Source organism: Microbacterium sp. CFBP9034 (genome assembly GCF_034045255.1).
Classification (GTDB): Bacteria; Actinomycetota; Actinomycetes; order Actinomycetales; family Microbacteriaceae; genus Microbacterium.
Map to the genome: position 1 here is coordinate 452,915 of NZ_JAXCWC010000001.1, position 20,762 is coordinate 473,676.

The following is a 20,762-nucleotide window of genomic DNA, read 5'->3' on the forward strand; positions in this document are numbered from 1 at the left end:
GATTCGACGGAGCTCACGCGCCCACTCGCCGGGGGAGGCCCGCTCGTGACCGAACACCGCCGGATCCCACCGCACGCCGTCGACAGACCGGCCCTGCGGCTCCAACTCGACGCCGGAGTCCGTGCGCCTCTTTCGCTGATCGTCGCCCCCGCCGGAGCGGGCAAGACCGTCCTGCTGTCGCAGTGGGCGCAGTCCCGACCCGACATCGCCGTCGCCTGGTTCGACATCACCGCCGCCGACGACTCGCCCGACGCGTTCGCCCGACGCCTCGTCGACGGGCTCACCGCGGTCGTGCCGTCGTTCCATCCGCCGTCGGCGCCGATCGAGGCATCCGAGAACCGTCTCGGCGAGGCGTTCCTCGAAGACTTCGCAGGGACGCTGGCGGATGCCGGAACCGTCGTCCTCGTCTTCGACGACCTCGACCGGCTCTCGGGCACGGCGATCCTCACCGATCTCTGGCGTCTGGTCGACCTGCTGCCACGCAACGCGCACGCCGTGTTCGCCTCGCGAGTCGATCTCCAGCTCGGCTGGAGTCGTCACCGGCTCGAGCACGGCCTGGTCGAGCTCCGTCAGCGCGAACTCGCCTTCGACGATGCCACCACCGCGCGCGTGATCGAGCGGATCGCGGGGAAGTCCGTGACCGACGAGGCGGTCGCGGCGGTCACCGCCCGGACAGAGGGCTGGGCGGTCGGCGTGCAGCTGACGGCGCTCAGTCTGCGGTTCTCACACGACCCGGGCCGCGTCGTCGACACCCTGGCCGATACCGACCGACTCGTCGTCGACTACCTCAGCGAAGAGGTGCTGGATGCGCTTCAGCCCGAGCGACGCGACGCCCTCGTGCGACTCGCCGTGCTGGACGAGGTGAGCGCCGGACTCGTCGAGGCGGTCGCCGATGTGGACGGAGCCGGCTTCCTGGCCGAGCTCGAGCGCGACTCGATGTTCATCGTCGCCGTGCCCGGGCGCCCCGGGTGGCACCGCTTCCACCGGCTCTTCCGAGACCTGCTGCTGTATCGCCTCCGCGCCGCGGACCGTCATGCTGAGGCGCGGCTGCTCGAGGCGGCGGCGGACTGGTACCTCGCCGAAGGCGAGGCGGAGACGGCCGTCGAGTATCTGCTGCGCGCTCGTCGCTGGGATCGAGTGCTCGAGCATGTGCTCACCACCGGACGCGATGTCTTCGAGGAGGTCCGCACCGCGACAGTCGCGCGCTGGCTCCGCCGCCTCCCCCCCGAGGTGCGCGCGGCCAGCGCCGATGCCGAACTCCTGCTTGCGCTCACCGAGGCGATGAGCGGTCGTGGCAAGATCGCGGTCGACGCCCTCCAGGCGCTGCTGGTCGACGACACCCTCACCATCGGCCAGCGCCAGGTGGCACTGGCCTATCTCGCCGCCGGCGTCCAGTTCCACCCGAGGACGGATCTGTTCGTTGCTGCAGGACATGACGCGTTGGCGCTGCTCGACGAGCATCCCGAGACGCAGCCGCCGGACCTGCTCGGGCTGACCACGCGCGCGATCCTCACGTATGTGGGCCGGGGGTCGCTCGGTCGCGCTCATCTGTTCCTGGGCGATCTGGCTGAGGCTCGCAGGTGGCTGACGGTCGCGCTCGACATGGCGGGTTTCGCATACACGCCCTACCGCGTGCACCTGCTGGGCAGCCTCGCCGTTCTCGACGCCCTGACGGGGCGACTGGTGTCCGCGACGGAGCTCGCCGACGAAGCGCTCGAGACGGCCCGAGAGTTCGACCTGCTCGCCCACCCCGCCCCGGGTGATGCCTACCTCGCGCGTGCCATCGTGGCCATTCAGCGCGGTGAGCCCGACGTGGGCGCCCTCGCCCTCGCCGAGGGCGAGCTGCGCGCGGCGTCCAACCAGCGGACGCAGCTCATGTGGGTCGCGCGCCTGGTGTCGATGCTCATCGACCCCTCAGACGACCGGACCAAGACCGCCGACCCCGCGAGCAAGCCGCCTCCGCTCGTCCGCCAGGCGATGGTTGCTTTGGCCATGCGTCGGACTCGTCTTCGCGGGCTTCCGGCGCCGTCGTCGACACCTGCGACCTCGTGGTCTCCCGTCGCGTTCGAGGAAGTCGCCGCCCTGCTGACCGACGGGCACCCCGGCGCAGCGCATGCCCGGCTCGCGCAGCTCCGGTTCGATCCCGATCCGCTCGTCCCCATCCGGACGGTGGAGGTCGAGCTGCTGCTGGGGTGGACCTGCGCGCTCGAAGGCAGGCGCGCGCGCGCCCGCGAGCACCTGGCCGCAGCACTCGCTCTTGCCGAAGCCGACTGGATCGTGGATCCCTTCGTCCGTGCAGGCCCGGTGGTGGCCGACCTGCTCGAGGATCTCATCGGCACGCGGAACGAGTTCGCCCGGGTGGTCGTCAGCCGCATCGGCGCCGCCGTCGGCACGCGCGACCGCAAGCTCGTCGACGAGCTCACGCCGCGGGAGCTGGAGCTGCTCGCATTCCTGCCGAGCCGGCTCACGATCGCAGATATCGCGGTGCGGTGCTTCGTGTCGACGAACACGATCAAGACCCACCTCGGGCACATCTACCGCAAGCTCGGGGTGTCGGGTCGGGATGCCGCGATCGAGCGGGCGCTGGAGATCGGCCTCCTCGATGCCCGGGAGATCGCCCGCGTCGGGTGACGAGGGAGGCCGTCGGTACGGCCATGATGACCGCATGGACGATGCCGAACGCCGTGCCTCCGAGCCCGTCGCCGAGATACCGCACACGGAGTCGGCGCCCACGGGCGAGGCTTTCGCGGTGCCGGCGCCCGTTTCCCGACCCGGCCGCTTCACGGGTGTGCTCGCGGTGCTCGACAAGCCGCTGGCGCTCGGCTTCCTGACGACCATCGGCGTGCTGGGGGCACTCCTCCTCGGCAGCGCCGTCAGCTCGATCTCGACGATCCTCGTCTACATCGTGCTGGCGATGTTCCTCGCCGTCGGGCTCGATCCGATCGTGCGGCGGCTCGAGCGCCGGCGCGTCAAGCGCGGAGGAGCCATCGCGATCGTCTTCAGCGGGTTCGCGCTCCTGTTCGCGGCCTTCCTGATCTGGGTGCTGCCCCCGGTGCTCGCGCAGATCGCGGAGTTCGTGGTGGCGATCCCCGAAGCGATCGCGGGGATCCCCGGGACGGACTGGTTCGCGACGCTCGACGACGACCATCAGGCGGCGACGCTCGCGGGGATGGAGCAGCTGTCGGCCTGGGTCTCGAGCCCCGCGACGATCGCGGCGGTCAGCGGGGGAGTGCTGGCCGTCGGGGTGGGCATCGTCAGCGCCATCTCGGCGTCGTTCATCGTCGTCGCCCTGACCCTCTACTTCCTCGCGTCGCTCACCGCGATCAAGAACGCGTTCTACGCGCTGGCCCCCGCGCACAGCCGCCCGCGGCTGAGCAGCCTGACCGAGCGCATCACCGACTCGGTCGGCAGCGCCCTCATCGGATCGGTGATCCTGGCGGGGCTCAACGCGGGCGTGGTCTTCGGGCTCCACGTCGTCATCCGCCTGCCGTTCCCCGCGCTCATGGCGGTTGTGGCGTTCGTGGTCACGCTCATTCCGCTGTTCGGCTCGATCATCTTCCTCGTGATCGGCACCGGGGTCGCCCTCTTCACGAGCCCGACCCAGGCGCTCATCTTCGCGGTCTGCTACCTGATCTACATCCAGCTCGAGTCCTACGTCGTGAGCCCGCGCGTGATGAACCGGGCGATCTCGATCCCGGCGGCTCTCGTGCTCATCGGCGCGCTCGTGGGCGGAGCGCTCATGGGCGTGATCGGGGTCCTGGTCGCACTGCCGGTGATGGCGTCGATCCTGCTCATCATCCGAGAGGTGGTCGTGCCGAAGCAGGACCTCAAGGTGTAGCGAACCGACCGAGCCCCTCAGTGGTGGCCGCGGCGGCCCAGCGTCTGCACAGGCCCCGCACCGGGGCGCGTCCACTGCGGCACCGGCCGGCTGGTCCCGCCCCGGACGGCGTTCCCCTCCGCGTCCGATCGCCAGTACCAGCAGGCGCTCTCTCCGCCCGGCCAGCCCTCGGGGCTGTCCTCCCATGACTCGCGCCGCCCATAGGGGGTCATGTCGAGCAGGCCGAAGGTGCCTTCGAACACCTCGTTCCCTCGGCCCGTCGTCTCATAGGTGAGGAACACTCGGTCGCCGTCGCGCAGGAAGCTCGTGATCGACCCCATGCTGTCGCCGATCGGCGCCTCGAGGCCGCGCACCGAGTACCACGGCTGCGTGTAGCCCATGAACTCGAGGTACGGGGCGACCTCGTCCCACGCGCCCTCGGTCAGGATTGCGAACGAGACGCCGCGGGCGTTGAGGTACACGGCGTCTTTGAGATGCCAGGCGGCGACCGTGCAGCCCTCGCACTGCCCCTGGTGCGGCGCACCGTCGTGCCACATGTGCTTGTAGACGACGAGCTCGGAGCGGCCCTGGAAGAGGTCGAGGAACGGGACGGGACCGTCGGCTCCGATGACCTCGGTCGTGCCGTCGAACTCGACCATCGGCAGCCGGCGCCGAGCGGAGGCGATGGCGTCGCCCTCGCGCGTGTGAGCTTTCTCCCGCCGCAGCAGCTCGTCGCGGACGGCCTGCCAGCTCGCCCGGTCCACGATCGGAGGCATGGCTGGTCGCGCGGAGCTCGAGTGGTCGGGCGCGATGGTCATGGTGTCCTCCGTCGTGCCGGCCGGGCGGGACCGGCGTCGTACCGCGGTCACGCTAGCAAAACGTCGGCCGTCTCGTAACCCGGTGATCCGGTCGCACCGCTCGGCTCAGAGGTCGCGGGCGCAGCGGAACCCGATGTGCGACATGCCGGTGTCCTCTGCCTGCGGTGAGCGCGCGGCCGGCCGGAAGCGCAGGCAGTAGTCGGGGGAGCACAGGTGCGAGCCGCCTTTGAGCACGCGACGCGGAGTCGAGGAGCCGTCCTGTGCGCTGGCCTTCGCCAGCAGATTCTCACGTCGGCCGGGATCGACGGGGCGGTCCGACAGTCGCAGGTGGCGGGGTGAGTAGTAGTCCGTCGTCCATTCCCACACGTTCCCGGTCATGTCGTAGAGACCGTAGCCGTTGGGAGGATACGAGCCGACGGGTGCGGCATCCCCCACTCCCTTGTTCTCGAAGGGGAAGCGGCCCAGCCAGGAGTTGGCGAGAGGGCGGCCGTCGGGGTACGGCTCATCGCCCCACGCGAACCGTGCGCCCTCGAGTGCACCTCGGGCGGCGTACTCATGCTCGGCCTCGGTCGGCAGCCTCTTGCCCGCCCAGGAGGCATAGGCGGCGGCGTCCTCGAAGGCGATGTGGACGACGGGATGCCGCATCCGCTCATCGATCGACGACCCGGGGCCCGACGGCTCGCTCCAACGAGCGCCAGGCTGCCATCGCCACCAGCCGCGCCAGTCGCGCAGGTCCACGGGGCCGACGGTCGGCGTGAACACCATGGCACCCGGAACGAGCTCGGCGGGATCGGCGCCCGGGAAGTCAGCGGGGTCGAGGTCGCGCTCGGCCACCGTGACGTAGCCGGTGGCGTCGACGAATCGGCTGTAGTCCTCGTTCGTCACCTCGTACCGGTCGATCAGGAACGGTCGCACCGTGCGATCGTGGACGGGGGTCTCGTCTGCGTAGAACTCGTCCGAGCCCATCCGGAACGTGCCGCCCTCGATGAGGACCATCTCGTCCATCGCGTCGCGGCGGGTCAGTTCAGTGCGGACGTGAGTCGCGCGAGCCCGTCGAGGAACGTCGCCTTGCCGGGCTGGTTGCGCCACTCCTCGAGGGTGAGCTCGCGGCCGGCGTCGCGGTAGCCCTGCTCGACCTCCCTCATGGCGTCGACGAACGACTTTCCGCGCACGAGCATCGAGACCTCCATGTTCAGGCTGAACGAGCGGATGTCCATGTTGCTCGAGCCGATCACGGCGATGTCGTCGTCGATCGAGAAGTGCTTCGAGTGGAGGATGTACGGCGGCGGGTAGAGGAAGATCCGCACGCCCGCCTCGAGGAGCGGCGTGTAGTACGACCGCTGCGCGTGGTAGACGAGGCCCTGGTCGCCGATCTCCGAGACGAACAGCTGCACCTCGAGACCTCGCTGGCACGCGGTGGTGATCGCGTAGACCATGGCCTCGTCGGGGACGAAGTAGGGGCTCGTCAGGATGACCTTCTCGGTCGCGCCGTAGATGAGCGACAGGAAGAGCCGCAGGTTGTTCTCGGTGGGGTAGCCCGGGCCGCTGGGCACGACCTGGCACAGCAGCGCGTCGGGTGAGCTGGAGCGCTCGAGCTCGGGGGCCGGCACATGCGCCACCGCGCGGAGGTCCTCGCCGGTCTCGATCAGCCAGTCCGAGAGGAAGACCCCATTGAGGGATGCCACGACCGGGCCGTTGAGGCGCGTGACGAGCTCCTGCCACTTGAGGCCGCGCTTGATGTTCTTCTCCGAGTCGTAGTCGCGCGAGATGAGGTTCTGCGACCCCATATAGCCGACCCGCCCGTCGACGACGACGATCTTGCGGTGATTGCGCAGGTCGGGGCGCTGGTACTTGCCTTGGAACGGCATCACCGGGAGCATCCACGCCCACTTCACGCCGATGCGGTCGAGCTCGGCCAGCGTGGCCTTGCAATTGCCGAGGCGGCGGGTGGAGACGTAGTCGGCGAGGAGGCGCACGGAGACGCCCCGGGCGACGGCGCGCTCCATCGCCGCGAAGAAGCCGCGCGTCGTGTCGTCCCACGCGACGATGAAGAACTCCACGTGCACGAACGCCGTCGCGGTGTCGATCTCGGCGGCCATGGCGTCGATCGAGCCCTGGTAGTCGCCGTAGAGGGATGCCTCGTTCCCTTCCGTGGCAGGCAGGGCGGTCAGGGCCTCGTTCTGCTGCACGACCCGCTGGAACCACCGCGGCCAGTCCTGCTCCATCGTCTCGAGGTTCTGCGCGCTGACGGCCCCGCGGATGAGGCCGTCGATGCGGGCCTGCTCGTCGCGCCGCTTCTTCGGGAGGTGGAAGCTGCCGATGAGGAGGAAGACCACGATGCCGACGAAGGGCAGCAGGATGATGAGGAGCAGCCAGGCCATCGCCGCCGTGGGCTTGCGCCCGCGCGGCACGAAGATGAGCGCCGCGATGTCGATGATCACGACGGCGAGGAGCATGAGCGGCCAGAACGGCCCCGACTCGGCAATGCTGAACACGCAGGGTCTCCTTAGGCGGGGGTGACGCGATTGACGGACACGACCTCGATGTTCAGATCGTCGAAGACGCCGAGCAGACCGCGCAGTCCGGACTGGTCCGCGACCACCCCCGTGACACTGGTCGTCCCGTCCGCGCGGGTCGTCACATCGTAGCCGTCCAGCGCGGTGACCAGGGATGGCCCGAGATGGCCCGTGATGACCACTTCGACGAGGTGTGCGGACATGACCGTCCTTCCAGCGCTGGCGACCCGACTCTGCAAGAGTGCGGGACGCGTGCCGTCCCGTCGTCACCCGCGGCGGACGATTCGCCTCAGGCGATGGCGTTGACCCGGTCGCGCCACTCCAGCAGCGGTGCGAGCGGCGACAGGTCGTAGTCGGGTCCGTCGATCGCGGGGATGAGGAGACGGAATCCGAGCGAATGGAGGCGGGCGGGGGCATCCGTCTCGGTCAGCGGACCGAAGCCGCGGATCGACCAGCCCGTGGACAGCTCGATCTCGGCGGCGTCGCGGCCCTCGGCACGGCACCACTCGTGCAGCACGCCGATCTTGCGGGCCATGTCGTCGAGCTTCGTGAACGTGTGCCAGATGTCGGCATGCTGGGCGACCAGGCGCAGCGTCTTGCGCTCGCCCTGACCGCCGATGAGCACCGGGATGCGCCGCGTGGGAGCGGGGTTCAGCCGGGCCCAGCGCGACCGGATGCGCGGCAGATCGGCCGCGAGCGCGTCGAGCCGCGATCCGACGGTGCCGAACTCGTAGCCGTACTCGACGTAGTCGGGCTCGGCCCATCCCGAGCCGGTGCCGAAGATCAGCCGCCCGGTGCCGGTGGCACGGGCGCTGATGTGGTCGACCGTGCGGGCCATGTCGGCCTGCAGGTCGGGGTTGCGGTACGAGCTGCAGTTCACGAGCGGGCCGAACTCGACCCGCTCGGTCTGCTCGGCGAGCGCGGCGAGCAGCGTCCACGCCTCGAAGTGCTCGGCCTCCAGGGGCTCGGTGAGCGGGAGGAAGTGGTCCCAGTTGAAGACCGCGTCGACGCCGAGGTCCTCGGCGCGCAGCACGGCGTCGCGGAAGGCGCGGTACGACCCGTGCTGGGGTGCCAGCTGCACCCCGATGCGCACCGGACGATGGGCGGCGGGGTGGTCGGATGCGGTCGGCTCGGTCATGGCGGTCCCTCAGCTGCCCGGCTCGATGCGCAGCACGGTGGGGGATTCGCCGACCGCGAGGTCGTCGACGACGCGCACGGTGCGGGCCAGGTCGTCCACCGAGCCGATGACCGTTCCGAACCGCTCGCGGTCCGAGCAGACCGCGGTCACCGTCACGAAATGCGTGCCGGTATCCCAGGTGTAGGTCGCGAACGGGGGCGTGCGCACATCCGAGGGGAGTGCCATCTCGAGCTTCTCGCCGACGCCGAGGTAGGCGCTGCGGAACGACTCGGTGTCGTCGTACTCCATCGGCATCATCGCGCGGGCGGTGCGCAGCTGCGACGTGGCCTCCTGGATCTGGGCCATGACGACGACGAGCTCGGCATCCGCCTTCCAGACCCACACCAGCACCCGCCCGGCGGCACGCCGGAGGAGAAGCGGAGCGGCCTGACTCATCGCCCAGGCAGCGACGCCGCTGCCGGGGCGGTCCGTCGCACCCATCGCGGTGTTCGCCTGGGACAGCAGCATCCGGATAGCCGCCTTGCGGTGGCGGCGACCGCGCAGTCCCAGAGACTCGGTGACGGGAACCCAGAGGTTCGGATCGGCGTCGGCCTGCAATCGGGGCATGCCTCCAGGGTACGGGGCCGCCGGAGGCCCCTCGGGTACAGTGGGACCGCGCGAACAGCACCCCGTCCGCCGCGCCTCCCCCGCCGCACAGACAGGCCCCGCATCCCGTGACCGATCCCGCGACGCCCGACGACACCACCGCCGACGCCCGGTCATCTCCTGCACCGGACGAACGCCCGCTCACCATCCTGATCGGCGCCGACACGTTCCTGCCCCACGTCAACGGGGCCGCACGCTTCGCCGAGCGCCTCGCCGCGGGCCTCGTCGCACGCGGACACGACGTCCACGTGATGGCCCCCAGTGACACCCACCGTCACCACGGCACCTTCACCGAGGTGATCGAGGGCGAGCCCATGACGATGCACCGCCTCCCGGCGTGGCGGTGGTACCCGCACGACTGGCTCACCTTCGTGCTGCCGTTCCGCTCCAAGTACTACGCGCGCCGGGTGCTCGACCGGGTCAAGCCCGACGTCGTGCACATCCAGTCGCACATCGTCATCGGCCGTGGTCTGACCCGCGAAGCGAGCAAGCGAGGCATCCCGATCATCGCGACGAACCACGTGATGGCCGAGAACGTCCTCGACTTCACGGTGCTGCCGGCCTCGTGGACGCGCTACGCGATCAAGCTCGCGTGGCAGGACGCCGCGCGCACCTTCGCCATGACCCGCGCGGTGACCACGCCCACGCGCAAGGCCGCCGAGTTCCTCGAGCGGACGATCGACATCGAGAACGTGATCCCGATCAGCTGCGGCATCCAGGCGTCGAACTACACCGCCGATCTGACGCCCCGATCGGCCAATCGCCTCGTGTTCGTCGGCCGGCTCACGACCGAGAAGCAGATCGACGTCGCACTGCGCGCCGTCGCCCGGCTCGATCCCGCGCTCGATGTGACCTTCGACATCGTCGGCAAGGGCGACCAGCGCCGCAACCTCGAGGAGCTCACGGTCGAGCTCGGCCTCGCCGACCGTGTCACCTTCCACGGTCACACCACCGATGAGCAGCTGAGGGGCTTCCTCACGAACGCGAGCCTGTTCCTCATCGCGTCGATCGCCGAGCTGCAGTCCATCGCGACGATGGAGGCGATGGCCTCCGGGCTGCCGATCGTCGCGGCAGACGCCGTCGCGCTTCCTCACCTCGTGCACGACGGCGAGAACGGCTACCTGTTCGAGCCAGGCAATGTCGAAGAGCTCGCCGAGAAGCTGACGACGGTGCTCACCCAGTCGCCCGAGGAGCGCCTGCGCATGCAGCAGGCCTCGCTCGACGGCGTGAAGGTGCACGACATGCAGCGCACGCTCGACACGTTCGAGGCCCTGTACCGCGACCAGCCGCTGCCCGAGTAGGCGCCGTGCACGTCGTGATGTTCGGCGACCAGCACGTCGAGACGCTCGGCGGGGCCCAGGTGTCGATGCGCCTCCAGCGACGATTCCTCGAGCGCGCGGGCCACACCGTCACCGTCGTCGCGCCCGCGGTGCACGGTCAGCGGGGCCGGTCGATCGCTCCGGATGCCGCGTACCTCGACATCCCGTCGATGCCCATCACGCCTGACCGCGAATACTCCCTGGCCTGGCCGGGCCGCCGCACGGATCGGTGGGTCGATGCCGCGCTCGCCGCGCGCCCGCCGGTCGAAGTCGTGCACGTGCAGGCGGACTTCTGGGGGGCGTTCATCGGCCACCGCTACGCCGCGCGCCATGGCCTGCCCGTCGTCCACACGATGCACAATCGCGTCGACGTGGGGATCGAGGCCACCGCGCCCTTCCCGAAGACCGTCCTGCGCGTACTGAACGCCTGGCAGCGGCGGGCGCTGAAGGCGCCCGCGCCGTCCCGCACCGCGGGCAGCGACGGCTGGGCGTTCCTCCGGCGGTTCGCCGGCGCCGCCGATGCCGTCACCACCCCGTCCGCGCACTTCGCCCGACGTCTCGAGCTGCACGGCGTCGTGCCCGGCGGTCGTCGCGGAGTTCCGCGCCCCCACTATGGGGATTCGCGGGTCGATGTGATCTGGAACGGCATCGACGACGACATCCTCGCGACGGCGCTGGCGGATGCCCCGGCAGCGCGCGCCCCCGGACGCCCGCGGTTCGTGTGGCTCGGCCGGATGAGCCCCGAGAAGCGACTGCTCCCGTTCCTCGAGGCGATCGCCGAGGCCTCGGTCGACGCCGACGTCGAGATCATCGGCGGGGGCGGGCAGCTGCGTGCCGCGCGCCGGATCGTCGAGAAGCACGGGCTGGGCGCGTCCCCAGGCGCTGGCCCGCGCGTGCGATTCGCCGGGCGGCTGTCGTATGCCGAGACGCTGCGGCGCATCGCGGCGGCCGACGCGGTGGTGCAGACATCGATCGGCTTCGAGACCCAGGGCATGACGATCTTCGAGGCGGCCTCGCTCGGCACGCCGTCGGTCATCAGCGACCCCGACCTGGCGGCCGAGCTGGGTTCGGGCTTCTGGCCGGTGGGCGACGGGCAGCGAGCGGATGCCTCGACCGGCGCGCTCGCGGCAGCGCTGCGGGCGGCCGCCGCGGACATCGCCGCCGGTGCGCCGCGGGTGCCGGATCCCGGCATCAGGGACCGCTTCCGCCAGTCGTCGCGCACGGCGGCGATGCTCGAGGTCTACGCCCGCGTCACCGGGCCCTGACCGCCGGCCACTCGCGCCTCGTCCGTCCGTCTGAGCGGACGAGGTGCGCGCGAGAGGCGGATCAGGGGAGGCGAGCGGGGTCGGTCGGCAGACGGTGGTAGCCGTCGTTGCGGAGTGCCGTGATCGTCGAGGCGACCGCGACAGCGGATAGGGCTGCAAGAAGAATCACCATGAACATGGCAGTAAAGCTACGCTTGTGCTTGTCCTGCCACGAGTGGCAGGATGGACACACATCGCGTGAATACTGCCACGTGACGCAACCAGGAGGTACGACATGAAGACGGTCGCCGTCATCGTGGAGAACGGCTTCGCGCCGTTCGAGTTCGGAGTCGCATGCGAGGCGTTTGGTCTCGACCGCACGGATGACGGCATCCCGAACTTCGACTTCCGCATCGTGACGTCCGAGCCGGGGGTCGTCCAGTCGAAGATGGGGTTCTCCATCAACGTCGACCTCGACCTCTCGTTCGCCTACGAGGCCGATCTCGTCGTCGTCTCGCCGACTCCCCGCGAGTACTGGACGAAGACAGACGAGCGCGTGCTCGACGTGGTGCGCAAGGCGGTCGCGCGCGACGCCTGGGTGCTGAGCGTGTGCAGCGGCTCGTTCATCCTCGGAGCGGCCGGTGTGCTCGACGGGCGCAAGGCGACGACGCACTGGATGTACGCCGCCACCATGGCGAAGATGTACCCCAAGGTCGACGTCGACCCCGACGTGCTCTACGTGCAGGACGGCCGCATCATCACGAGCGCCGGCACCGCGGCCGGCCTCGACGCCTGCCTCCACCTGCTGCGTCAGGAGCTCGGGGCCGAGCTGACCAACAAGATCGCGCGCCGCATGGTCGTGCCGCCGCAGCGGGACGGCGGCCAGGCGCAGTTCATCGACCGTCCTCTCCCCGACGTGGCGTCGCTCTCCCTGTCGCCGGTGACGGACTGGATGCTCGAGAACCTGCGGCTCGACCTCACGGTCGATCAGCTCGCAGCGAAGGCGCACATGTCGCCGCGCACCTTCGCCCGCAGGTTCAAGGCCGATCACGGCGCCACTCCGGCGGCCTGGCTCGCGCGGCAGCGGATCATCCACGCACAGCGCCTGCTCGAGAAGACCGAGCTCGGGCTCGACCGCATCGCGTACGAGAGCGGCTTCGGCTCGGCCGCGGTCCTCCGGCAGAACTTCGCCCGCGTGCTGGACACGACCCCGACCGCCTACCGCGCGCGCTTCTGCTGCACGCTCGGCGAGACCGACTCGATGCGCGAGACGCGGGAGCTCGCGGGCTCGGCCGCCTGAGCGCGGGCGCCGGACCTCGACCCGCCAACGGGCGTCCGCGCGTGCGCACCGCCGCGCTTCGATAGCGTGTCACCGTGCGGATAGATCCCAGGCGGTGGTTCTCCCGCAAGACGGTCGGGAAGGATGCCGCGGCCGGTCTCGTGCTCGGCATCGAGGCCGTGCCCGACGGGCTCGCGGCCGGACTTCTCGCGGGCGTGAACCCGCTGGCGGGCCTCTACGGCTATATGTTCGGCCTCGTCGGGGCGGCTGCCTTCACGAGCAGCTCCTTCATGGCGGTCCAGGCCACGGGCGCGATGGCGCTGGTCGTCTCCGACGCCGGACTCGCGAGCACCCCCGACCCCGACCGTGCGCTGTTCACGCTCGCGATGCTGACGGGGGTGGTGATGGTCCTCGCCGGGCTCCTGCGGGCAGGGCGTCTGGTGAGCTTCGTTCCCACCCCGGTCATGACCGGCTTCATCACCGCCATCGGCGTCAACATCGTGCTCGGCCAGCTGTCCAACTTCACGGGCTACGCGGCGAAGGGCTCCAACAGGCTGCTGAAGACGCTCGATGTGGTCGTGCACATCGGGCAGTGGAGCATCGCGTCCATCGTCGTCGGCACCATCACCATCCTCCTCATCGTGGTGCTGCGGCCCACGCGCGTGGGCAGCCTCGGCCTCGTCGTCGCCGTCGTCGTCGGGTCGGCGAGCGCAGTGCTGCTGAACCTCTGGGTCGGCGACCCCGTGATCCAGCTGCGCGACCTCGTCGATGTGCCGCGCGGGCTTCCGCTGCCCGTGCTGCCGAGCCTCGCCGACGTGCCGCTCCTCATCGTGCCGGCGGTGTCGCTGGCGTTCATCGGCCTCGTGCAGGGCGCTGCGGTCTCGGCGGGGATCCCGACGGTGGACGGACGTCCGGCGAACACCAACCGCGACTTCATCGGCCAGGGCGCCGGCAACCTGGTGTCGGGGGTCTTCCAGGGCATGCCTGTGGGCGGCTCGATGTCGGGCTCGTCGCTGATCGTGCAGGCGGGCGCGAAGTCGCGGCTCGCGCTCTTCATCGCCGGTGGGGTGATGGCGCTGGTCGTGTTCCTCCTGGCCGACGTCGTCGCGTTCGTCGCGATGCCGGCCCTCGCCGGCCTCCTCATCGTGATCGGCTTCGGCGCGATCAAGCCGAGCCGCGTGTACTCGGTGGTGAAGTCCGGCCCGCTGCCGACGGCGATCATGGCGGTCACCTTCGGGCTGACGCTGATCATCCCGCTCCAGTTCGCGGTGCTCGCCGGGGTGGGGCTCGGCATCATCCTCTACGTCGCCCAGCAGTCCAACCGCGTGCGCGTACGCGCCGTGCACATCGCCGACGACGGTCGCCTGCGCGAGTCCGACCCGCCGCCCGTCGTGCCCCCCGACCACGTCCTGGTGCTGCAGCCGTACGGGAGCCTGTTCTTCGCGAGCGCGCCCATCTTCGAGAAGCAGCTCCCCGACGTCACCCGCGAGTCGCGCAACGCCGTGGTCATCGTGCGGCTGCGCGGCACCGACCAGATCGGCCTGTCGCTCGTCGACGTCCTGCGCCGGTTCGCCCACCGCCTCGACGACGCGGGTTCGAGCCTGAAGATCGTGGCGACCGAGGACCGCGTGATCGACCAGCTCGAGGCGGGCGGCCTGCTCGACGACATCGGCGAGCGCAACATCTACAAGGGCACCGAGTGGGTCGGCGAGACGCTGCGCCGCGCCTATGCCGATGCGCGGGCCGAGATCGGGACGGATCGCCCGTAGCGGTCAGTCGTCGAGGACGAACGTCACCTCGAGCACGACCTGGAACGACGTGATCGCGCCGTCGGTGCACTCGACCTTCTGCTCCTTGACCCATGCCCCGCTGACGTTGCGGAGCGTCGCGTGGGAGCGTGCGATGCCCTCCTTGAGCGCTGACTCGAAGCTCTCCGGGGACCGGGCGGTGATCGTCGTGACGCGTGCGACAGTCGTGTTGCTCATCATGAACTCCTCTGTTCGTGTGTGTCCCCCCAGACTTCTCCCGCTCGCACGACGAATCAACCCTCGGTCGGCGGGGGGCTTCGTCTCGCTGCGCTCGCTCAACGACCGGTGGCAGGCATTGCCGAGGCATCCGCTCTCCTGATAAACTTGAGCCATCGCGACTCAAGTTTGAGCGCGAGCAGATTTCAGGAGACACATGAACGCCACGCAGAACCCCGGGCAGGAGGAGGCGCAGAGCGCCCTCGAGCAGTTCGGGATCAACCTCACCGACCGCGCCCGGCAGGGCAAGCTCGATCCGGTCATCGGACGCGACAGCGAGATCCGCCGCATCAGCCAGGTGCTGACCCGTCGCACCAAGAACAATCCCGTGCTCATCGGCGAGCCCGGCGTCGGCAAGACCGCCGTCGTCGAGGGGCTCGCCCAGCGCATCGTCGCGGGCGACGTCGCCGACTCGCTCAAGGACAAGGAGCTGGTCACCCTCGACATCTCGGCCCTGGTCGCCGGCGCGATGTACCGCGGCCAGTTCGAGGAGCGACTCAAGGGCGTGCTCAAGGAGATCACCGAGTCCGACGGGCGCATCATCACGTTCATCGACGAGCTCCACGTGCTCATGGGCGCGGGCGGCGGCGAGGGGTCGGTCGCGGCCTCGAACATGCTGAAGCCCATGCTCGCCCGCGGTGAGCTGCGGCTCATCGGCGCGACGACGCTGAATGAGTACCGCGAGTTCATCGAGAAGGACGCCGCGCTCGAGCGCCGCTTCCAGCAGGTCTACGTCGGCGAACCCTCGGTCGAGGACACCGTCGCGATCCTGCGCGGACTCAAGGAGCGCTACGAGGCCCACCACAAGGTGGCGATCGCGGATGCCGCGCTCGTGGCCGCGGCTTCCCTCAGCCATCGCTACATCCCGAGCCGGCAACTGCCCGACAAGGCCATCGACCTCATCGACGAGGCCGCCTCGCGCCTGCGCATGGAGATCGACTCGGCGCCGCTCGAGATCGACGAGCTGCGCCGGCACGTGGACCGGCTGAAGCTCGAGGAGCTGGCCCTCAAGAAGGAGAAGGACGCCCCGTCGAAGGAGCGTCTGGCCGCCCTCCGTGAGCAGCTCGGCGAGGAGCAGGCGCGGCTGAGCGAGCTGCAGGCCCGATGGGAGCACGAGCGCGCGTCGCTCAACCGCGTCGGCGACCTCAAGACGAAGCTCGACGCCGCCCGCATGGAGGCCGAGCGCGCGCAGCGCGAGGGCAACCTCGAGAAGGCGTCCCGGCTGCTGTACGCCGAGATCCCCGGCCTCGAGCGCCAGCTGGTCGAGGCCGAGCGCGACGAGCCCGCGGGCGACCGCATGGTCAATGACCAGGTCGCCGACGAGGACATCGCCGCCGTCATCGCGGCGTGGACCGGCATCCCCGTGGGCCGTCTGCTGCAGGGCGAGACCGAGAAGCTGCTGCATCTCGAGGCCGAGCTCGGCAAGCGGCTCATCGGGCAGAAGGTCGCCGTGAAGGCGGTGTCCGACGCGGTGCGGCGCTCCCGCGCGGGCATCAGCGACCCCGACCGTCCGACGGGATCGTTCCTCTTCCTCGGCCCCACCGGCGTCGGCAAGACCGAGCTCGCCAAGGCGCTCGCCGAGTTCCTGTTCGACGACCCGCACGCCATGGTGCGCGTCGACATGTCGGAGTACGGCGAGAAGCACTCGGTGTCGCGGCTCGTCGGCGCCCCTCCGGGCTACATCGGGTACGAGCAGGGCGGGCAGCTGACCGAGGCGGTGCGGCGGCGTCCGTACAGCGTGGTGCTGCTCGACGAGGTCGAGAAGGCGCATCCCGAGGTGTTCGACGTGCTGCTGCAGGTCATGGACGACGGGCGACTGACCGACGGCCAAGGCCGCACCGTCGACTTCAAGAACGTCATCCTTATCCTGACGTCCAACCTCGGCTCGCCGATCCTGATCGACCCGACGCTGTCGATCGACCAGAAGCGGGAGCAGGTGCAGGGGCTCGTGCGCCAGGCGTTCAAGCCCGAGTTCGTGAACCGCCTCGACGACATCGTGATCTTCCAGTCGCTCAGCCAGGACGACCTGGCGCAGATCGTCGAGCTCGCGGTCGATGCGCTCCAGCGCCGCCTGCACGACCGACGACTCACCCTCGCGGTGACGCCCGATGCCCGCGGGTGGCTGGCCGAGCGCGGCTACGACCCGGTGTTCGGGGCGCGGCCGCTGCGCCGCCTCATCCAGTCCGAGATCCAGGACCGCCTCGCGATGGCGATCCTCGGCGGCGGGGTGCGCGACGGCGACGTGGTGCGGGTGGATGTCGCGGCCGACGGGTCGGGCCTCACCCTGGTGAGCGAAGGCCCCGCACCCGCCCCCGAGGCGCCGGACGAGGACGTCGTCGAGGCCGAACTGCTGGAGGACTAGGACCGACCGGCGGCGGGCCGGCCGTCGTCACCCGCGCAGGGCGAGCGCGAACGGCAGCACGGCGCTCGCACCGGCGGCTCGCAGCTCCCGCGCGGCGACCGTCATCGTCCAGCGGCTGTCGACGTAATCGTCGACGAGCAGCACCGGCCCGGGAGGCATCTGGAGCCCGTCGGCGGTGAGCCTGCTCCACAGCCCGGCGAGGCGGAACGCGCTGTTGCCGCCCGGCTGCCCGCTCGGGCCGCCGGACACCGGTTCGAGGGCGCCGAGGTAGGGCAGCCGGCCGACCTCGGCGAGGCCCCGGGCCAGCGAGTCGACGAGCAGCGGGTGGGCCCGGGACGGCATCGCGACCACGGCGACGGGGCGCTCGTCCCACCCCCAGTCCGCCAGCACCCGCACGCACGCGGCGAGGAGGTTCGGCGGCACCGGCGCATCGGGAGCCCCGGCGGCGAAGACCTCGCGGAGCGTCCCGCCCCATCCGAGATCGGTGAGGCGGGCGAGCGCGCGGCCCTCGCCGGCCTGCTCGGCGGGAGGGATGCGCCCCTTCACGGGCACTCCGAGACGGTCGGCGCCCGTCGGCCACTGCCGGCGCGGTTCGATCGGCACGCCCACCCGGTCGAGGGCGGCGGTCGCGGCATCCGCGGCGTCGGACCGGATCTCGACCGGGAACCATACGCCCGCGCAGTTGTCGCAGCGCCCGCACGGTGCCGCCGTCGGATCGTCGAGCGAGCGCTGCAAGAACTCCATGCGGCAGCCCGAGGTCTCTTCGTACTCGATCATGTGCCGCTGCTCGGCGATGCGCTCGGCGGCGATCCGCGCGTAGCGCTCCTCGTCGTAGACCCAGGGCTCGCCGGTGGAGATCCAGCCGCCCTGCACGCGGCGGACTGCTCCGTCGACGTCGAGCACCTTGAGCAGCAGTTCGAGCGGAGTGCGGCGGATGTCGACCACGGCCTCCAGCGCCGGGGTCGACAGAGGCGATCCCGACAGCGCGGAGATGACGCGCTCGGCGCGATCGCGGGACGGCATGGACGCGGTGGCGAAATAGTGCCAGATGTCGCGGTCCTCGACGCCGGGCAGGAGCAGGACGTCGGCGGATGCCGTCGCCCGCCCCGCGCGCCCTACCTGCTGGTAATACGAGACGGGGGACGACGGGGCGCCCACGTGCACGACGAACCCGAGGTCGGGCTTGTCGAACCCCATGCCGAGCGCACTGGTGGCGACGAGCGCCTTGACGCGGTTGGCCTTGAGCAGGGCCTCGGACTCCTCGCGCTCGTCGGCGTCGGTCTGGCCCGTGTAGGCGCGCACATCGTAGCCGCGCGAGCGGAGCAGCTGGGCGGTGTCGTTCGCCGCCGCAACCGTCAGCGTGTAGATGATCCCCGAGCCGGGCAGATCGCCGAGGTGCCCGAGAAGCCACGCCAGCCGGCTCGGCGCAGTCGGCAGGCGCAGCACCCCCAGCCGGAGCGAGGTGCGCGCGAGCGGCCCGCGGATCGTCAGGACCTCGGAGGAGGCACCGGATGCCGCGCCCCCGAGCTCCTCGGATCCGAGCTGCTCCGCCACGTCGGCGACGACCCGGCTGTTCGCCGTCGCGGTGGTCGCCAGCACCGGCACGCCCGCCGGCATGCGCGCGATCAGCTCGCGCAGCCGCCGGTAGTCGGGGCGGAAGTCGTGCCCCCAGTCGCTGATGCAGTGCGCCTCATCGACCACCAGCATGCCGATCCGCGCGACCAGCGCCGGGAGCTGCTCGTCGCGGAAGGACGGGTTGTTGAGTCGTTCGGGCGAGACGAGCAGCACGTCCACCTCGTCGCGGTCGAGCCGGGCGAGCACGTCGGACCACTCGTGAGCGTTGGTCGAGTTGATCGCGACCGCGCGGACGCCCGCACGCTCGGCCGCGGCGATCTGATCGCGCATGAGGGCCAGCAGCGGCGACACCAGCACGGTGGGCCCCGCACCCTGACGACGCAGCAGCAGCGTCGCGACGAAGTAGACCGCCGATTTGCCCCACCCGGTGCGCTGCACGACGAGCGCCCGACGGCGCCCGTCCACCAGCGCCTCGATCGCCTCGAACTGGCCGTCGTGGAAGTCGGCGTCGTCGCGCCCGACGAGACTCCGCAGTGCGTCGAGCGCCGCCGCGCGAGTCGTGGTCACCGTCATCCCCCCAGCCTGCCCGATCGCCCCGACATCCGCTTCGCGCCGGCAGAGCGGTACGGTCGGACAATGCACATCGAGGGCACCGGTCGCATCGTCTTCTACGCGCAGTGGGCGATGGCGCTGCTCCTTCCCGTGTTCTTCTTCCTCGGCCGCGGCGCCGTCGGCGCCGAACTGGGCTGGATGGCGATCGTCGGCATCGTCTACGGGGCCGTGGTGGTCGGGCTGCTCCTGATCCCGCCGGTGCTGACCCTCTTCGACACCGAGGTGCGACGAGCCCGCGCCACGCGGGTGCGCTACGACCTCGCGAGCGCGGTGCTGTGGCTCGGGTTCGTGCTCGGCGGACTGACCGTGCCCGACTCCGGCGACTCGGGCCATCTGAACTCGGCGCTGATGTCGTGGTGGAACATCACGGAGGAGACTTCGCAGGCCCTGTTCGTGATCTCGGCGGTGCTCGTCGGCCTGGCCTATCTCGCGATGCTCGTCCTCGCCGTCTGGGGCATCGTGATCGGCCGTCGGGCGGCAGCCGCTCCGGTACCGGCTACCCGATGACGTCGGCGGCGCGCAACCGGCCGTGCCCGCGCGCTGCCGCGTGAGAGCATCGAGCGTGCGCACCGTCCGGGCTCTGTGGGGATCCTCGCATCCCGGTCCGACTCTGGTCGTCACCACCCTCGCCGTCGCGCTGGGCATCGCCGTCGGTCTCGAGCCCTGGCGCCTGGCGCTCCTCGGGCTCGCCGTGTTCTTCGGCCAGCTGTCGATCGGCATCTCGAACGACGCGTTCGACGCGGCCCGGGATCGCTCGGTCGGGCGCACCGACAAGCCCGTGGCCCGGGGGGATGTGAGCGAGCGGACCGCGTGGGTCGCGGCATCCGTCGCCCTCTTCCTCGCGCTCGCCCTCTCGGCGCCTCTCGGCTGGCGGATGCTGGCGGCCCATGCCCTGTTCCTCGGCTCGGCGTGGTCGTACAACGCGGGGCTGAAGTCGACGGCGTTCTCGCTGGTCCCCTTCATCGTGAGCTTCGGCCTCTTCCCCTCCCTCGCGACGCTCTCGTCGCCCGACCCCTCCTTCGCCGCCGGGTGGGCGTGGATCGCGGGCGCCGCCCTCGGCTCGGCCGTGCACCTGACCAACGTGCTGCCCGATCTCGACGACGACGAGCGCACCGGAGTCCGCGGCCTGCCCCACCGCCTCGGGCCTCGCCTGTCGGCCGTGCTCGCCGCCCTCGCGGTGACCGGGGGCGCCGTCGCCGTGCTGCTCGGGCCGGTGGGCGGGGACCTGTCGCAGGTGACCCCGCTGTCGTGGATCTTCTTCGCCGCCGTCGTCGTGGTCGCCGTGCTGACGCTCGTCCGTGCCACGCTGCGGCCCCCGGCGCGCGTGGTCTTCCGCCTGGTCATGGTGTCGGCGCTGCTGCTCGCGGCGCAGCTCGTCGCGTCGGGTCAGGCGCTCGCGACCTGAGGCCGCGT

The 20,762-nt window shown here is 70.7% G+C and carries 17 protein-coding genes; 9 read left to right on the forward strand and 8 right to left on the reverse strand.

Features of this window, described 5'->3' with window-relative positions; all coding sequences use genetic code 11:
• Window positions 1–45: 45 nt before the first annotated feature.
• Window positions 46–2,631 carry a winged helix-turn-helix domain-containing protein gene (locus tag SOM19_RS02020; RefSeq protein ID WP_320484880.1) on the forward strand — a complete coding sequence of 862 codons (2,586 nt, stop codon included), beginning with the start codon at window positions 46–48 and terminating at the stop codon, window positions 2,629–2,631.
• A gap of 34 nt (window positions 2,632–2,665) precedes the next feature.
• Window positions 2,666–3,838: an AI-2E family transporter gene (locus SOM19_RS02025; RefSeq protein ID WP_320484881.1), complete on the forward strand. Its 1,173-nt coding sequence runs from the start codon at window positions 2,666–2,668 to the stop codon at window positions 3,836–3,838.
• 17 nt (window positions 3,839–3,855) lie between these two features.
• Here the strand turns inward: SOM19_RS02025 and SOM19_RS02030 are convergent, their stop codons facing one another.
• The 6 genes from SOM19_RS02030 to SOM19_RS02055 all read right to left on the reverse strand — a co-directional run bounded on the left by SOM19_RS02030 (window position 3,856) and on the right by SOM19_RS02055 (window position 8,895).
• Window positions 3,856–4,635: a DUF899 family protein gene (locus SOM19_RS02030; protein WP_320484882.1), complete on the reverse strand. Its 780-nt coding sequence runs from the start codon at window positions 4,633–4,635 to the stop codon at window positions 3,856–3,858.
• A gap of 105 nt (window positions 4,636–4,740) precedes the next feature.
• Window positions 4,741–5,640, reverse strand: coding sequence for a formylglycine-generating enzyme family protein (locus SOM19_RS02035; protein ID WP_491715919.1), 900 nt, complete (start codon window positions 5,638–5,640; stop codon window positions 4,741–4,743).
• A gap of 14 nt (window positions 5,641–5,654) precedes the next feature.
• Window positions 5,655–7,091, reverse strand: a complete 1,437-nt coding sequence (cls, locus tag SOM19_RS02040; protein WP_320486647.1) for a cardiolipin synthase — start codon at window positions 7,089–7,091, stop codon at window positions 5,655–5,657.
• Window positions 7,092–7,141: 50 nt separating this feature from the next.
• Window positions 7,142–7,354 carry a DUF8691 family protein gene (locus SOM19_RS02045; protein WP_320484883.1) on the reverse strand — a complete coding sequence of 71 codons (213 nt, stop codon included), beginning with the start codon at window positions 7,352–7,354 and terminating at the stop codon, window positions 7,142–7,144.
• A gap of 86 nt (window positions 7,355–7,440) precedes the next feature.
• Entirely contained in the window at window positions 7,441–8,289 is an 849-nt protein-coding gene (locus SOM19_RS02050; protein ID WP_320484884.1) for an LLM class F420-dependent oxidoreductase, read from the reverse strand.
• 9 nt (window positions 8,290–8,298) lie between these two features.
• Complete coding sequence (locus tag SOM19_RS02055) at window positions 8,299–8,895, reverse strand: hypothetical protein (RefSeq protein ID WP_320484885.1); 597 nt, start codon at window positions 8,893–8,895, stop codon at window positions 8,299–8,301.
• Between the two features lie 107 nt (window positions 8,896–9,002).
• Here SOM19_RS02055 and SOM19_RS02060 point away from each other — a divergent pair, with 107 nt between their 5' ends.
• The 4 genes from SOM19_RS02060 to SOM19_RS02075 all read left to right on the forward strand — a co-directional run bounded on the left by SOM19_RS02060 (window position 9,003) and on the right by SOM19_RS02075 (window position 14,545).
• The gene (locus SOM19_RS02060; RefSeq protein ID WP_320484886.1) at window positions 9,003–10,235 is read left to right on the forward strand and encodes a glycosyltransferase; all 1,233 of its coding nucleotides are present in this window, start codon (window positions 9,003–9,005) and stop codon (window positions 10,233–10,235) included.
• A gap of 5 nt (window positions 10,236–10,240) precedes the next feature.
• Complete coding sequence (locus SOM19_RS02065; protein WP_320484887.1) at window positions 10,241–11,518, forward strand: glycosyltransferase; 1,278 nt, start codon at window positions 10,241–10,243, stop codon at window positions 11,516–11,518.
• Between the two features lie 274 nt (window positions 11,519–11,792).
• On the forward strand, window positions 11,793–12,797 hold the full coding sequence (locus tag SOM19_RS02070; RefSeq protein WP_320484888.1) for a GlxA family transcriptional regulator: 1,005 nt from the start codon (window positions 11,793–11,795) through the stop codon (window positions 12,795–12,797).
• 74 nt (window positions 12,798–12,871) lie between these two features.
• Window positions 12,872–14,545, forward strand: a complete 1,674-nt coding sequence (locus SOM19_RS02075) for a SulP family inorganic anion transporter (RefSeq protein ID WP_320484889.1) — start codon at window positions 12,872–12,874, stop codon at window positions 14,543–14,545.
• Between the two features lie 3 nt (window positions 14,546–14,548).
• On the opposite strand, the gene SOM19_RS02080 is transcribed toward SOM19_RS02075, so the two are convergent.
• Window positions 14,549–14,761 carry a dodecin family protein gene (locus tag SOM19_RS02080; RefSeq protein WP_320484890.1) on the reverse strand — a complete coding sequence of 71 codons (213 nt, stop codon included), beginning with the start codon at window positions 14,759–14,761 and terminating at the stop codon, window positions 14,549–14,551.
• 196 nt (window positions 14,762–14,957) lie between these two features.
• Between SOM19_RS02080 and SOM19_RS02085 the strand changes: the two genes are divergently transcribed.
• Window positions 14,958–17,162 carry an ATP-dependent Clp protease ATP-binding subunit gene (locus tag SOM19_RS02085; protein ID WP_320484891.1) on the forward strand — a complete coding sequence of 735 codons (2,205 nt, stop codon included), beginning with the start codon at window positions 14,958–14,960 and terminating at the stop codon, window positions 17,160–17,162.
• 27 nt (window positions 17,163–17,189) lie between these two features.
• Here the strand turns inward: SOM19_RS02085 and SOM19_RS02090 are convergent, their stop codons facing one another.
• Entirely contained in the window at window positions 17,190–19,310 is a 2,121-nt protein-coding gene (locus SOM19_RS02090; RefSeq protein ID WP_320484892.1) for a DEAD/DEAH box helicase, read from the reverse strand.
• A gap of 63 nt (window positions 19,311–19,373) precedes the next feature.
• On the opposite strand from SOM19_RS02090, the gene SOM19_RS02095 reads away from it, so the two are divergent.
• Together SOM19_RS02095 and SOM19_RS02100 are read left to right on the forward strand one after the other, a co-directional pair.
• A complete protein-coding gene (locus tag SOM19_RS02095) occupies window positions 19,374–19,856 on the forward strand; it encodes a hypothetical protein (RefSeq protein ID WP_320484893.1) in 483 nt (160 codons plus the stop codon).
• 55 nt (window positions 19,857–19,911) lie between these two features.
• Window positions 19,912–20,754 carry a UbiA family prenyltransferase gene (locus SOM19_RS02100; RefSeq protein WP_320484894.1) on the forward strand — a complete coding sequence of 281 codons (843 nt, stop codon included), beginning with the start codon at window positions 19,912–19,914 and terminating at the stop codon, window positions 20,752–20,754.
• The last annotated feature ends 8 nt before the right edge of the window (window positions 20,755–20,762 follow it).